Source organism: Pseudomonas sp. 25 R 14, from assembly GCF_900004755.1.
GTDB lineage: Bacteria > Pseudomonadota > Gammaproteobacteria > Pseudomonadales > Pseudomonadaceae > Aquipseudomonas > Aquipseudomonas brenneri.
Genome location: NZ_CVTS01000051.1, coordinates 41,798 through 55,669 on the forward strand (window position 1 = coordinate 41,798; position 13,872 = coordinate 55,669).

Below are 13,872 nucleotides of genomic sequence, written 5' to 3' on the forward strand. Positions count from 1 at the left end.
CTCATCTGAGGCGGTACTGCTGCAATGCCCGTTCCACCTGTTGTGGTCCGATCAGCCCATCCTCTGCCAGTGCTTTTAAAGCCAGTGCGGTAATCCAATAGCGGTCAGGTGCCGCTGGCCGGACTGAGCCGGCACCCAGGGCGACAAAGCGTGCACGCACATGGGCCGCCAGCGGGTCGACGACGGACTGCGGATAGCCGGTGACCGCGATCACTGGGCTGTCGTTGCCCGCCAGGCAATCGCGTAAGTGACTGCTGCGTTTTTCTGCCAGTGGATGCAGGCGGTTCCAGCGCTCGGCGGCATTTGCTTCGCGCACCAATCGGGTGTAGCTGGGGCAGCTCCATAGCTGCGCCGATACGTTCCAGTCCTCCTCCAGCAACCTTGCGGCATGCACGACTTCTGCAAACACGTAGCCTGCACCCAGCAGGCGCACGTGCAGAGGTGCCGGTGGTTCGCGCCCGATCCGATACATCCCCTTGATTGCATCCGCGCGGTCTTGTTGCGCCAATCCCGGCCCGTCGTGCTGGTCATGCAGGGCCAGGTAATAGAAACCCGGCCTGCCCTCGATATACAGCGCATGCAAGGCTGCCAGGACTATCGCCCGGGTTTCTTCGCCGGAGGCCGGATCATAGGGGGTGCAATGTGGATTGCTGGCCAGCCACAGCGGGAGTGAGGGGTGTGCGCCTCTGGTCCACCTGGCGGGACGGGTCTGGATGTCGTTGCACAGAATCCCCCGTTGCTCGGTGCCGCGAGAGAGGGAACACAGCTGCGCCGATGAGGTGGCGCTATGCAGGTACAACAGCGGTTTTTCCCCACGGTTACGGGCAAACCAGGTGGGCCAGGCGGCAATGCGCCTGGAGTGGGACTGGCCGCGAATGACCCAGGCTTGCCTGCACGTCGCGGGGTTGAACTCTAGGGTGTTGGCCATAGCCATCACCGTATACAGCGGCGAGCTGCGGGGCGGCTGCTGATTGTTCAAGGTGTCGATGCAGATTTGTGCGGATTGCGCAGTGCTAGCAGTCAAGAGTCGCGTCCCATTGGCGGTGCAGAGCATCACCCTAATGGAAGTTGCGCAATGATTGCAACTGCAATGATTGCAGTTGCATTTACTTTGCCTGTTTAAATCCGTGCCTGGCTGCTACGTTTAATCTTCAAGCTCAGGAACGTCATGACCCTGTCTTTTTTTCGTCACGACGGCACTTTAGGCTGGTGATGTGGGTCACTTAAGCCACCTGCTTTGATTACACAAGGAGTCGACGATGGACGATTATCAAGAAGAGCTGTTGGAGTATCAGGCATTCGAACTCGATCCCCTGGATCCGGCCGACGATGCCACCGAGCTGTAGGACAGACGTCAGGCGGAATGCCGCTGACTGCGGCGAAATTCCCCTGGGGTCTGGCTGTTCCAGCGCTTGAAGGCCCGTTGAAAAGCTTCCGCTGAGGCAAAACCGAGCAAATAGGCAATTTCCCCAAACGCCAGTTCCGTGTCGCGAATGTAGGTCATGGCCAGGTCGCGGCGGGTGTCGTTGAGAATCGCGCGAAACTGTGTGCCTTCCTCGGCCAGTTTGCGCCGTAAGGTCCAGGTTGGCAGCTTCAGGCGCGCGGCCACTTCTTCCAGGTCGGGTTCCCGGCCGCCATTGAGCATCGGCCCCAGCAAGCGGGTGATGCGCTCGCGCAGGCTGCGGGTGCGCGTCAGTTGTTCCAATTCCCTTTCACACAGTTGCAACAACAAGTGCCAGGTGCTCGGGCAGTGCTGCGGGTTGCGCAAGCCCAGGCTGTGCTGGCTCAGGCGCAGTTGATTGAGTTCTGCGCCGAACTGCACCGGGCAATCGCCCAGCACGTTGTAGCTGGCGCTGTAGTCTGGCGCGGCGAATTCGATTTCGATCCGCTCGGCCAGCACCGGCTGCTGGCACAAGGTCGCCATCTGATGCAGCCAGCCGGCGAGAATCGAATCCACCACGAAGCGGTTATAAGCGTTGTACGGGCTGATGGAATAGAAGCGCAACCAGGCGCCTTGGGCGTCCTCATGAAAGCTGGATTGGCCACGGTAATTGGCACCGTACAGCGCCTCGAAGCGCGTCAGGGTGCGCGCGGCTTCGCGCACGGTGGGGGCCTGGGCGGCGGTGACACCGGCCAGGCCGAGCTGATTCATGCGACTGAATTGGCCCATGCGCAGGCCCAGGCCGGGATCGTTGGTCAACTGGATAGCCGCGTGGCCCAGGCGCATGTAGCGGGGGATCGACAGGCGCGCACCGGGTTCGCTCAGGCGTGCCGGGTCGAGGCCGTATTGCAACAGCAGCGGCTGCGGGTCCAGGCCATGGCTGAGGATGGCATCGGCCACGGTATGCACGATGCCCACCGATAAATCCCCGAGGCGCATCGGTGCCGGTTTCATGGGCTTATAGCCACACGTTCAGCAAGCGCGCACCACGCGCGTTGCCATCGGCGAAGACCTGGCCCTGGGCGCTGAGAAAGCTCTGGCCGCTGGTGCCCTGGTCCCAGAATTGGCCGCGCATGAACACGCTGATGCCCGCGCCGGCCAGGCTGATCGGCGCCTGGCTGATCAGGCTCAGGCGATGCCAGGCTTGGCCTTCGCTGAGTTCTTCGGGCTTGAGGCTGACTTCCGGTGGCGTGGATACGCTCTTGAAACCGCGCCACGGCTTGTCCCAGGTATCCCGGCCAATCACCAACGCCGGCACCGCGACCAATTGCGCGCCTTGTTCGTTGAGCTTGCGGTAGTTGTCCGGGTACCAGCTGTCGCTGCCGATCAGGATGCCCAGGCGCCCGGCCGGGGTGTCGATGACATTGACCACGCCTTCGTCACCCGGCGCGATAAAGCCGCGCTCATCAAAGATCGGGTAGAGCTGGCGTTGGGGCTGGCCCAGGGGCAGGCCATCGCGGTCGAATACCAGGCTGGTGTTGTATAGCGCACCATGGCCAACCTGCAATTGGCCCTGGCTGACGCTCGGGTTGGGCAGGGCGATGGAGCCGGCCACCAGCGTCACCCCGAACTCCTTGGCCAGGCCGCCAAACAGCACCTGGTAATCGCGGGCCATGGCCGGGGCCTTCATGCGCAGGTAGGCGTCGTCCAGGCGGTTGTCGCCCTGGGCACTGATCAGTGCGCGCAGGAACAGCAATGGGTTGCTTGCTGATAGCCAGTTCATCGCCTCTTTAAGACTGGTGGCTTGGTACAGCTCGTTTTTTTCGCCACTGACCATCAACCAGGTGCCGACATGTTCCGGCAGGACCACGATGGTTTTGTCGTTGAGCAGGCCCATGTCCCGGGCGTTGCGCAGGTACGCCGAGAGCTTGAGGTGCAAGCGCTCCAGGCTCTGGTAGTCAGCGGGGAACAGTTCTGGCTGGATGCCCAGCAGGTTGCCGTGATCGGCGGGCATACCCTGGTTGACGGCCAGGTTGATCCGCAGGTCCGACAGGTAATGCCCCACGGGGCGCTCCTGGGTCCAGACCAGATAGGCGGAAACGGCGGCGACCAGGGCCATGGTGAGGGTCAAGGCAAGTAATTTACGCATGGAGAACAGACAACAGGCCGTGTGCAGGGTTCGCCCCTAGGGTAGGGCGCGTTGTCACGCTTGCCAAGGGGCGCTGCACATTTGGATCAATAACTTGTCAGTTTCAGTCATTGAGCGCCAAGGGTATGGCTCTTAGTCTGTGGGTCATAAACCGATGGCCTGCCATTCGAGCCTGCCACGTCCCGTGATGATCCGTTGTGGAGCTGTACCATGACCGCTGCTGCCTACCCGCACCTGCTGGCCCCGTTGGACCTGGGTTTTACTACCTTGCGCAATCGCACCTTGATGGGTTCGATGCACACCGGCCTTGAAGAAAAGCCCGGCGGCTTCGAACGCATGGCTGCTTATTTCGCCGAGCGTGCCCGTGGCGGTGTGGGCCTGATGGTCACCGGCGGCATTGGCCCGAACGATGAGGGCGGGGTGTATTCCGGGGCCGCCAAGCTGACCACCGAAGCCGAGGCGCTCAAGCACAAGATCGTCACCCAGGCGGTGCACGAGGCGGGTGGCAAGATTTGCATGCAGATCCTCCATGCCGGGCGTTATGCCTACAGCCCCAAACAAGTCGCGCCAAGCGCGATCCAGGCGCCGATCAACCCGTTCAAGCCCAAGGAGCTGGACGAGGAAGGCATCGAAAAGCAGATCAGCGACTTTGTGACGTGCTCGGTACTGGCCCAGGTCGCCGAGTACGACGGTGTGGAAATCATGGGCTCGGAAGGTTATTTCATTAACCAGTTCCTCGCCGCCCACACCAACCATCGTACCGATCGCTGGGGCGGTGCCTACGAAAACCGCATGCGCCTGCCGGTGGAAATCGTGCGTCGGGTGCGCGAAGCCGTGGGGCCGAACTTCATCATTATCTTCCGCCTGTCGATGCTCGACCTGGTGGAAGGCGGCAGCACCTGGGAAGAAATCGTGCAACTGGCCAAGGCCATCGAGCAGGCGGGCGCGACGATTATCAACACCGGCATCGGCTGGCATGAAGCGCGTATTCCGACCATCGCCACCAAAGTACCGCGCGGAGCATTCAGCAAAGTCACGGCCAAGCTGCGTGGCGCGGTGCAGATCCCGTTGATCACCACCAACCGTATCAACACCCCGGAAGTGGCCGAGCAGATCCTCGCCGAGGGCGATGCCGACATGGTGTCCATGGCCCGTCCTTTCCTCGCCGACCCGGAGTTCGTCAACAAGGCCGCCGCTGGCCGTGCCGACGAAATCAACACCTGCATCGGCTGCAACCAGGCCTGCCTGGACCACACCTTCGGTGGCAAATTGACCACCTGCCTGGTCAACCCGCGCGCCTGCTACGAGACCGAGCTCAACTATGTGCCGGTCACCCAGGTCAAGAAGATCGCCGTGGTGGGTGCCGGCCCTGCCGGTCTGGCAGCCGCTACCGTCGCCGCCGAGCGTGGCCATCAAGTGACGCTGTTTGATTCGGCCAGCGAGATCGGCGGCCAGTTCAACGTGGCCAAGCGCGTGCCGGGCAAGGAAGAGTTTTTCGAAACCCTGCGTTACTTCAAGCGCAAGTTGCAGACCACTCATGTCGAACTGTGCCTCAACACCCGTGTGGATGTGGCGCAACTGGCGGCCGGTGGTTACGACGAGATCATTCTCGCCACGGGTATCGCGCCCCGTACCCCAGCAATCCCCGGCGTGGAAAACGCCAAGGTGCTCAGTTACCTGGACGTGCTCCTGCAGCGCAAACCGGTCGGCCAGCGCGTGGCGGTGATCGGTGCCGGCGGTATCGGCTTTGACGTTTCGGAGTTCCTCGTGCATCAGGGCGTGTCCACCAGCCTGGACCGCGAAGCGTTCTGGAAAGAGTGGGGCATCGACACCCACCTTGAAGCACGCGGCGGTGTGGCCGGCATCAAGCCCCAGCCCCATGCCCCGGCCCGTGAAGTATTCCTGTTGCAGCGCAAGGCTTCCAAGGTCGGCGATGGCCTGGGCAAGACCACTGGCTGGATCCACCGTACGGGCCTGAAGAACAAGCAGGTGCAGATGCTCAATAGCGTCGAGTACCTGAAGATCGACGATCAGGGCCTGCATGTCCGTATCGGCGCCGAGGGCGAACCCCAGGTGCTGGCGGTGGACAACATCGTCATCTGCGCCGGCCAAGACCCGCTGCGCGAACTGCAGGACGGCCTGGTCGCCGCAGGCCAGAACGTGCACCTGATCGGCGGTGCCGATGTGGCCGCCGAGCTGGACGCCAAGCGCGCCATCAACCAGGGCTCGCGTCTCGCCGCCGAGCTGTAAGACCCGGGAAGGGGCGGTGTTAGACTACCGCCCCTTTTTTCATGCAGACATGCCCTGATGGGTCCTTTCGATTGGCTTCCCCAGGCTCCCCTTGAACCCTTGCAGCTGGATTGGCTGAACGGGGTCGAGGTGGCCGTGCTGCGCCTGGACCGCATCGACCCGCTGATCAGCGGCAACAAGTGGTTCAAGCTCACCGAGCACCTGGCCCAGGCGCAACAGGCTGGCGCCACGGGCATCATCAGCCTGGGCGGGGCCTACTCCAATCACTTGCACGCCCTGGCGGCAGCCGGCAAACGCTTCGGTTTTGCCACTGTCGGCCTGTTGCGCGGGCATCCCCAAGACACTCCGACGGTCCTCGATCTGCAAGCTTTGGGCATGCAACTGCACTGGCTGGGTTACGGCGGCTACCGCGCGCGCCATGCACCGGACTTTTGGTTGCCTTGGTGCGAGCGCTACCCGCGTCTGCATCCCGTGCCTGAAGGCGGCGGCGCATTGGCTGGGGCGCTGGGCTGCGGAGTGTTGGTCGAGCAAGCCCGACGACAGTTGCACACCTTGGGTTGGGCCGATTACGACGCCTGGTGGTTGGCGGCTGGCACGGGCACCACACTGGCTGGGTTGGTGCTGGCGGAGGCGGGTGCCCATCCTGTGTATGGGGCACTGGCGGTGCCGGATGATCATGGCGTCGCGCAGAACGTGCAGGCCATCGTGCAGGGCGGGTATGAACTGCTGGATGCCAGCCGTGGCGGCTTTGCCAAGGTCGATCAGCCATTGCTTGAGTTTATCGCCACTACCGAACAGGCCAGCGGCATGCTGCTGGAACCGCTGTACACCGGCAAGGCACTGCTGGCGCTCAAGCAGCAGATCGAAGCCGGGCGCTTTGCCCCCGGCATTCGCTTGATCTTTGTGCACACCGGCGGCCTGCAAGGCCGCCGGGGTTTTGCGGACTAACGCTTGGGCAACATGCGCAACACGGTGTTATCGCGCATGAAGTAGTGGTGATACAGGCCAGCAGCTGCGTGCAGGCCGATCAACCAGTAACCGATGGTGCCGCCCAGCACGTGCCAGCCTTCGATCTGCTTGGCCAGGTCTTTGTTCTCGCCGATCAACGGTGGCAACTCAAGCCCGTAGAACCACACCGAATGCCCTTCGGCACTGACGATCAGCCAGCCGAAGATCGGCATGCCGATCATGAACACATACAACGCCACGTGCATCAGGGTCGCCAGCAAGGTTTGCCATTGCGGCGGTGCCGGCAAAATCTTCGGCGCCACGCCAAGGCTGCGGGCAAACAGGCGCAGCCAGACCAGTACGAACACGGTCAGGCCGAACATGAAGTGCAGTTCCTTGATTAACGTGCGTCCGCCACTGCCTTTGGGGAAAATCCCGCGAAATTCAATGGTGGCGTAGACCGCGACCAGCAGCACCAGCATCAGCCAGTGCAGGGCGATGGACATCGTACTGTAACGGGACTCACTGTTTTTCCACGGCATCGCGTCTTTCCTCACTCATCAGGGGCAAACCTCCGTTCTTTGGCGACGAAGTCCCTTCAGCCTAACCCTGTTATGCAAGGTTTGCCCGAGTGAGGGGCGATGTATTGACCTCTATCAGATGCCTTGCGGCATTTCACCGCGGGCCAGGCGCTGATTGATGTCGGCGATCACGCCGGGCAGGTCGGTGATGGTGTCGATCAGGTAGTGCGGGCGCGAGCCGGCAAACAGCGTTTCGATACGCTTGCGTTCGCTGGCCAGCGTTGCAGGGTCGAGGGCGCGGAACTGCTCGTAGGTCAGGCCCAGGGCGTTGCCCGAGCAGGTCAGCGCCACGGTCCACATCCCGGCGCGGCGGCCTTCGAGGATGCCCGGCACGGTGTCGTCGATCTTCACGCAGGCGGCCACGTCATCGATACCCAGGGCAATCACATTGGCCAGGGCCTGGGCCGGCCAAGGGCGGCCATTGGGCACTTCGTCGGTGGCCACCACGTGGTCGGCGATATAGCCGTTGGTGGCGGCCAGTTCGACCACCTTGTCCATCACTTGCTTGGGGTAGCCGGAGCAGGAGCCAATCTTGATCCCTTGCGCACGCAGTGCGGCGATGGTCTCCAGGGCACCGGGAATCAGCGCCGAGTGTTCGGCGATCTTCTCGATCTGCAGCGGCATGAAGCGCTCGTAGATGGCGGTCACGTCAGCGTCGGTCGGCGTGCGGCCGAAGGCCTTGCGATAGCGCTCGGCCACTTGCGGCTGATCACACAGGGTGCGGATGTGGTCCCACTTGCCCATGCCCATCGGGCCACGGGCTTCTTCGATGGACACCTGCACGTCGAATTCGGCGAAGGCCTCGACAAAAATCTGCGTGGGGGCGAACGAGCCGAAGTCGACCACGGTGCCGGCCCAGTCAAGGATGGCGGCTTGCAGGGTGTTGGGGTTCTGATAGTTCATGGTGCAAATCCTATGGCTAATGTGGCGTTTTTTGTAGGAGCGAGCTTGCTCGCGAAAAACCTGAGGGCGCCGCTGTGAACCAGGCTGCCCGCGTTATCGTTAACCCACTTCGCGAGCAAGCTCGCTCCCACACATCTCTTGCAGCGCCTGGGCAATCGCCGCCACCGCTGCTTGCATCTCGGCCTGGTTGACGTGACCGATGCAGCCGACGCGGAAGGTTTCGACCTGGGTCAATTTGCCCGGATACAAAATGAACCCCTTGGCCTTGACCCGCTCGTAGAAGTCCTTGAACTGGTAGCGCGGATCGTTCGGCGCGTGGAACGTAACGATGATCGGCGCCTGGATCGCGGCGGGCAGGAAGCTGCGCAGGCCCAGTTCGGCCATGCCGTCCAACAGCGTCTGGCAGTTGTCTGCATAGCGCTGGTGGCGGGCCGGCAAACCGCCTTCTTCGTTGTATTGCAGGAGTGCTTCATGCAGCGCCGCCACCACGTGGGTCGGCGGGGTAAAGCGCCATTGGCCGGTCTTGGCCATGTAGGCGTGTTGGTCGAACAGATCCATGGCCAGGGAATGGCAGTTGCCCTGGGCGGCGGCCAACGCTTGTTTTTTGGCAAAGACAAAGCCCATGCCCGGCACGCCTTCCAGGCACTTGCCTGATGCCGCGATCAGGGCGTCAAACGGCACTTGGGCCGCGTCGATGGGCAGCGCGCCAAAGGAACTCATGGCGTCGATGATCAGGCGTTTGCCGTGGCGCTGGATGACTTGGGCGATCTCCGGCAGCGGGTTGAGAATACCGGTGCTGGTTTCGCAGTGGATCAGCGCGACATGGGTGATGCTGCTGTCAGCCTGCAACAGCCGATCCACATCAGCGGCGGTGGTGGGCTGGTCTTCAGCGGTTTCGAAGGTGCTGAACGGGCGGCCGAGCACTTCGCAGATCTTCGCCAGGCGCTTGCCGTAGGCACCGTTGATCAGCACCAGCACCTTGCCATCCCGTGGCACCAGGGTGCCGATCGCGGCTTCGACGGCAAAGGTGCCGCTGCCCTGCAAGGGCACGCAGTGATGGCTGTCGCCACCGTTGATGATCGCCAGCAGTTGCTCGCAGAGGCTGGCGGTCAGTTGGTTGAAGCGGTCATCCCACGAACCCCAGTCAACCATCATCGCCTGGCGGGTGCGGGCGGACGTGGTCAGGGGCCCAGGTGTGAGCAGGATCGGCGCGGCAGTACTCATTCTCATGTCCTCGCAAAGCAGTGGGATGAAGCTACGGGACATAAATTGCAGTTTGGCTTGTCATCAATCAAATTGTTTGTTGTTATGCCAGCCATCAGTGAGGCCGATAGCTATGAATCTTTTCCAACTCCGTGCGTTTGACGCCGTGGCCCGGGACGGCAGTTTTACCCGGGCCGCCGCGCGCCTGTTTATCAGCCAGCCCGCCGTGACCGGGCATATCAAGGCGCTGGAAGAGCACTACCAGATCACTCTGCTGCGGCGTACCGCGCGGCGGGTCGAGTTGACGGAAGAGGGGATCAAGCTCGCGGCCATCACCCGCAGTATCTTCGGCCAGGTGGATGAAGCGCAGACGCTGCTTGAAGCCAACCGGCAACTGCTGACTGGGCGCCTGGAAGTGGCGGCGGATGGGCCACACATGGTCATGCCGATGCTGGCGCGCCTGCGTGCGCGCTACCCGGGGATTACCGTCAACCTGCGTTTGGGCAATGCCCAGGAAACCCTGGCCGCGCTGCTGTCCGAGCATGCGGATGTGGCGGTGTTGACTGAGGTTGAACCGCGCAAGGGTTTGCATTTGCAGCCGTTGAGCGAGTCACGGATCTGCGCGCTGGTGCCCGCCGGCCACCTATGGCTGGCAGACCCGGCCGGTATCCGCCTGGAGCAACTGAACCAGGTGATCATGGTGCTGCGTGAGCCCAGTTCCATTACGCGCCGGACTTTCGACGACGCCTGTGGCGAGGCTGGCGTCAATCCCCGGGTGCTGCTGGAACTGGACAGCCGTGAGGCGGTGACGGAAGCGGTGGCCGCCGAGTTGGGGGTGGGCGTGGTGTCGTCGGTAGAAGTCAGCCGCGACCCGCGGGTGCACGCGATTCCAATCCAGGGCGAGGGCTTGCTGAACCAGCATATGCTCGGCTGCATGGAGCGGCGCCGGGAGTTGCGCTTGATTCAGGCGTTTTTCGAACTGGCCTCCAGTTGATGGGTGTTGATCAGACTCTGTGGCGAGGGGGGGCCATCAATTAAGCGCAGATCCCCTGTGGGAGCGGGCTTGCTCGCCCACATTTGATCTTTGCTGCTTTGAGTATTGCGTTCGCTCAGGTATCGAGGCTCTCGCGGACAATCTCCAGAAAGGTCGCCACCACCCGTCGCGAGCTCTGTTCTTTGAGGCACACCAGCGTTTCCTTCATGCGCTGGGTGCAATCGCGAATCGGCATGGCATACACCCGTGAGTCCGCACCGAATTCCGACGCCGAGACCACGCCCACGCCAATCCCCACCACCACCGCTTCACGGGCGGCCTCGCGGCCTTCTACCTGGATCGCCGGGCGAATCCGCAGCCCGGCCTGGTGCATCTCCCGCTCCAGGGTCTGACGGGTTACCGAGCCGGTTTCCCGCAGGACCAGAGGTGTGTCGTCGAGGTCCGCCAGGTCGATGAATTCACGCCCGGCCCACGGGTGGTTGCGTGCAACAAAGGCCAGCATCGGGTCATCGCGCAGCGGGATCGAGAGCAGGCGCTCATCGTCAACGTCGCGCCCCACCAGCGCCAGGTCAGCCTGATAGTTGTACAGGCGATACAGCGCATCATCGGTGTTGCCGGTCTCGATCTTTACCGTGATTCCCGGATAACGTTCGCAAAACTGCGCGATCTGCGGCAGTACATGCACCGGCGCATCCACGGCCAGGGTCAGGCTGCCGGTCTGCAAGGCCTTGGAGTCTTGCAGCAGTTCCTCGGCCTCGGCGGCGATCACAAACAGGCGCTGGGTGATACTCAGCAGGCGCTCGCCCAGGTCGGTCAGGCGCACGGAGCGTTTGTTACGATGGAACAACAGCACACCGAAGCGCTCTTCGAGCTTGCGCACCTGGTCGGAAATGGCCGGCTGGGTGAGGAACAGCCGCTCGGCTGCCAGGGTAAAGCTGCCGTGGACGGCAACGGCATGGAAGGCTTTGAGTTGCGCGTGGGAAACCGACATGGCACGACCTCTTACAAGCTGAGCTTATATTTGAAATACGATAAATCGATTTTACCTATTAGTCAGCCATTGCTTTGATAGCCCTCAGTCGCCGTAGGTTGAGTCCTACAACTTCGGCGATCATGGGTCGTTGCGTGCAACCTTGCAGGACTCATCTGACCAGTACCTGGCGCCCTGCGACCCGGTACTGCAGTGCAAAACAATAAAAACACAGGCAATTGCTTCTCGATTCTGCCGGCACACTCACACCTGAGGTCAGAACCACCATGAATATCCCTATGGGTAGCATCAAGCGTTGGCGCGTGCAGATTTTCGCCATCACCTGGCTGGCCTATGCCGCCTTCTATTTCACCCGCAAAGCGTTTTCCGTGGCCAAGCTCGGCATTGTCGACGACCCGAACTTCCCGCTGGACAAGATGATGATGGCCAACCTCGATGGCCTGTACCTGGCGGCGTACGCCGTCGGCCAGTTCACCTGGGGCATGCTGGCCGACCGTTTCGGGCCACGGGTGGTAGTGCTCGGTGGCCTGGTGATTTCCGCGCTGGCCGCGTTGGTGATGGGCACCTTTGCCACGTTGCCGATCTTTATCAGTTGCATGCTGATCCAGGGGCTGGCGCAGTCCACCGGCTGGTCGGGCCTGTGCAAGAACCTTGGCAGTTTCTTCCCGGCGCAGCAGCGTGGGCGGGTGCTGGGGCTGTGGAGTTCCTGCTATGCCTTTGGCGGCCTGGTGGCGTCACCGTTTGCCGGGTGGTGGGCCTATACCCTGATCGGTAGCTGGCACGCAGCGTTTATTTCCAGCGCGGCGGTGGTGGCAGTGGTTGCGGTGCTGTTCTTCATCTTCCAGCGCAACACCCCGCAGGATGTCGGTTTGCCCGCCGTGGAGCCGGAGCCCGCCTTGAGTGCAGAAGAGGCGGCAGCAGCCAGGAAGATCAGCATTCTTGAACCGTTGCGCGAGATCTTGCGCAACCGCACGGTACTGACCCTGGGCCTGGCGTATTTCCTGTTGAAACCGGCGCGTTACGCGATCCTGTTGTGGGGCCCGGTAATCGTCTACGAGCAGATGCCGTCGGTGGGCAAGGTCGGCGCAGCCATTGTGCCCACCGCGTTCGAGCTGGCGGGGCTGCTGGGGCCGATCATGATTGGCCTGGCGTCCGACAAGCTGTTCGGTGCGCGGCGCATGCCGGCCTGTGTCCTCAGCCTGCTGGCGCTGACGGTGTCACTGGCGTTGTTCATGGGCGCGTTGCACACCGGCAGTGTGTTGCTGGTGATGGCCTTGCTGTTTGTCATGGGCCTGACCCTGTATGGGCCGGACTCGATGATCAGCAGCACCGCCGCGATCGATTTCGGCACCGCCAAGGCCGGCGCCACGGCGGCCGGGTTCGTCAACGGCTGCGGTTCGGTGGGGGCGATCCTCGGTGGCCTGCTGCCGGGTTACTTCGACACGGTGACGGTGTTTATCGTATTTGCCGGTTGCGCGTTGTTCTCTTCGCTGGTGCTGATGCCTTACTGGAACGCTCGGCCTGCGGTATTGGCGCAAGTCGGGGACTTTGTGCCGGATCGCGCCATGGCGATCAAACCCCTGCGCACCTGAGCCACCTGTGTCGCTGGCCGGTTTTTTGGTGGAAGAGAGTGTTTTTGCCCTATAAACTCTGCCGCCAAAGCGCCGGCCAGTAGACGTCTCGGCGCCACGGATATCAAGAGAGTGAGTCATGGGCGCACAGTGGAAGGTTAAACATAAAGAAGCGGCATCCAATGCCAAGGGCAAGATCTTCGGCAAGCTGGTGAAAGAGATCACCATTGCCGCCCGCAACGGTGCAGACACCGCGACCAACGCCCACCTGCGTCTGGTGGTCGAGCAGGCCAAGAAAGCCTCGATGCCCAAGGAAACCCTGGAACGTGCGATCAAGAAAGGCGCGGGCCTGCTGGGCGAAACCGTGCAGTACCATCGCGTGACCTATGAAGGGTTCGCCCCGCACCAGGTGCCGTTGATCGTTGAATGCGTGACCGACAACATCAACCGCACCGTGGCGGAAATCCGCGTGGCGTTCCGCAAGGGGCAATTGGGGGCTTCGGGCTCCGTGGCCTGGGACTTCAACCATGTGGGGCTGATCGAGGCCTCGCCGGATACTCCGGATGCCGATCCGGAAATGGCCGCCATCGAAGCCGGCGCCCAGGACTTTGAAGAAGGCGAAGAAGAGGGTTCGACCCTGTTCATCACCGAGACCACTGACCTGGACGCGGTACAGAAAGCCTTGCCGGAGCAGGGTTTCACCGTGTTGTCGGCCAAGTTGGGCTACATCTCGAAAAACCCGGTCACTGGTTTGAGCGACGAGCAGATGGCTGAAGTCGAAGCCTTCCTGGAAGGCCTGGACAACCATGACGACGTGCAGGATATGTTCGTCGGCCTGGCGGGCTAAACCCAGTCTAGAACGGTGATGGCGGGCTTGTGTGGGAGCGGGCTTGCTCGCGAT

12 protein-coding genes are annotated in these 13,872 nt (G+C 62.2%); 5 read left to right on the forward strand and 7 right to left on the reverse strand.

Annotated elements, in window-relative coordinates; genetic code table 11:
- Window position 1: 1 nt before the first annotated feature.
- From BFQ03_RS17680 to BFQ03_RS17690, 3 genes are all read right to left on the reverse strand, one after another.
- A complete protein-coding gene (locus tag BFQ03_RS17680; RefSeq protein WP_065943654.1) occupies window positions 2-1,054 on the reverse strand; it encodes a transketolase-like TK C-terminal-containing protein in 1,053 nt (350 codons plus the stop codon).
- 300 nt (window positions 1,055-1,354) lie between these two features.
- Window positions 1,355-2,395: an AraC family transcriptional regulator gene (locus BFQ03_RS17685; protein WP_065943655.1), complete on the reverse strand. Its 1,041-nt coding sequence runs from the start codon at window positions 2,393-2,395 to the stop codon at window positions 1,355-1,357.
- Between the two features lie 4 nt (window positions 2,396-2,399).
- Window positions 2,400-3,530 carry a carbon-nitrogen hydrolase family protein gene (locus BFQ03_RS17690; protein WP_065943656.1) on the reverse strand — a complete coding sequence of 377 codons (1,131 nt, stop codon included), beginning with the start codon at window positions 3,528-3,530 and terminating at the stop codon, window positions 2,400-2,402.
- Between the two features lie 210 nt (window positions 3,531-3,740).
- Between BFQ03_RS17690 and BFQ03_RS17695 the strand changes: the two genes are divergently transcribed.
- Window positions 3,741-5,780 carry an NADPH-dependent 2,4-dienoyl-CoA reductase gene (locus BFQ03_RS17695; protein WP_065943657.1) on the forward strand — a complete coding sequence of 680 codons (2,040 nt, stop codon included), beginning with the start codon at window positions 3,741-3,743 and terminating at the stop codon, window positions 5,778-5,780.
- A gap of 57 nt (window positions 5,781-5,837) precedes the next feature.
- On the forward strand, window positions 5,838-6,728 hold the full coding sequence (locus tag BFQ03_RS17700; protein WP_065943658.1) for a 1-aminocyclopropane-1-carboxylate deaminase/D-cysteine desulfhydrase: 891 nt from the start codon (window positions 5,838-5,840) through the stop codon (window positions 6,726-6,728).
- Here the strand turns inward: BFQ03_RS17700 and BFQ03_RS17705 are convergent.
- The 3 genes from BFQ03_RS17705 to BFQ03_RS17715 form a co-directional block, all read right to left on the reverse strand.
- A complete protein-coding gene (locus BFQ03_RS17705) occupies window positions 6,725-7,270 on the reverse strand; it encodes a cytochrome b (RefSeq protein WP_032860270.1) in 546 nt (181 codons plus the stop codon). The genes BFQ03_RS17700 and BFQ03_RS17705 overlap by 4 nt on opposite strands.
- A gap of 114 nt (window positions 7,271-7,384) precedes the next feature.
- Window positions 7,385-8,212, reverse strand: coding sequence for a phosphonoacetaldehyde hydrolase (phnX, locus tag BFQ03_RS17710; protein WP_032860269.1), 828 nt, complete (start codon window positions 8,210-8,212; stop codon window positions 7,385-7,387).
- 99 nt (window positions 8,213-8,311) lie between these two features.
- Window positions 8,312-9,436, reverse strand: a complete 1,125-nt coding sequence (locus BFQ03_RS17715) for a 2-aminoethylphosphonate--pyruvate transaminase (RefSeq protein ID WP_065943659.1) — start codon at window positions 9,434-9,436, stop codon at window positions 8,312-8,314.
- 112 nt (window positions 9,437-9,548) lie between these two features.
- On the opposite strand from BFQ03_RS17715, the gene BFQ03_RS17720 reads away from it, so the two are divergent.
- Window positions 9,549-10,409, forward strand: coding sequence for a LysR substrate-binding domain-containing protein (locus tag BFQ03_RS17720; RefSeq protein ID WP_065943660.1), 861 nt, complete (start codon window positions 9,549-9,551; stop codon window positions 10,407-10,409).
- Between the two features lie 115 nt (window positions 10,410-10,524).
- Here the strand turns inward: BFQ03_RS17720 and BFQ03_RS17725 are convergent, their stop codons facing one another.
- On the reverse strand, window positions 10,525-11,400 hold the full coding sequence (locus BFQ03_RS17725) for a LysR substrate-binding domain-containing protein (RefSeq protein ID WP_032860266.1): 876 nt from the start codon (window positions 11,398-11,400) through the stop codon (window positions 10,525-10,527).
- 266 nt (window positions 11,401-11,666) lie between these two features.
- Here BFQ03_RS17725 and BFQ03_RS17730 point away from each other — a divergent pair, with 266 nt between their 5' ends.
- Window positions 11,667-12,992, forward strand: coding sequence for an MFS transporter (locus BFQ03_RS17730; RefSeq protein WP_032860265.1), 1,326 nt, complete (start codon window positions 11,667-11,669; stop codon window positions 12,990-12,992).
- A 118-nt stretch (window positions 12,993-13,110) separates the two neighbouring features.
- Complete coding sequence (locus tag BFQ03_RS17735) at window positions 13,111-13,818, forward strand: YebC/PmpR family DNA-binding transcriptional regulator (RefSeq protein ID WP_032860264.1); 708 nt, start codon at window positions 13,111-13,113, stop codon at window positions 13,816-13,818.
- Window positions 13,819-13,872 lie beyond the last annotated feature (54 nt).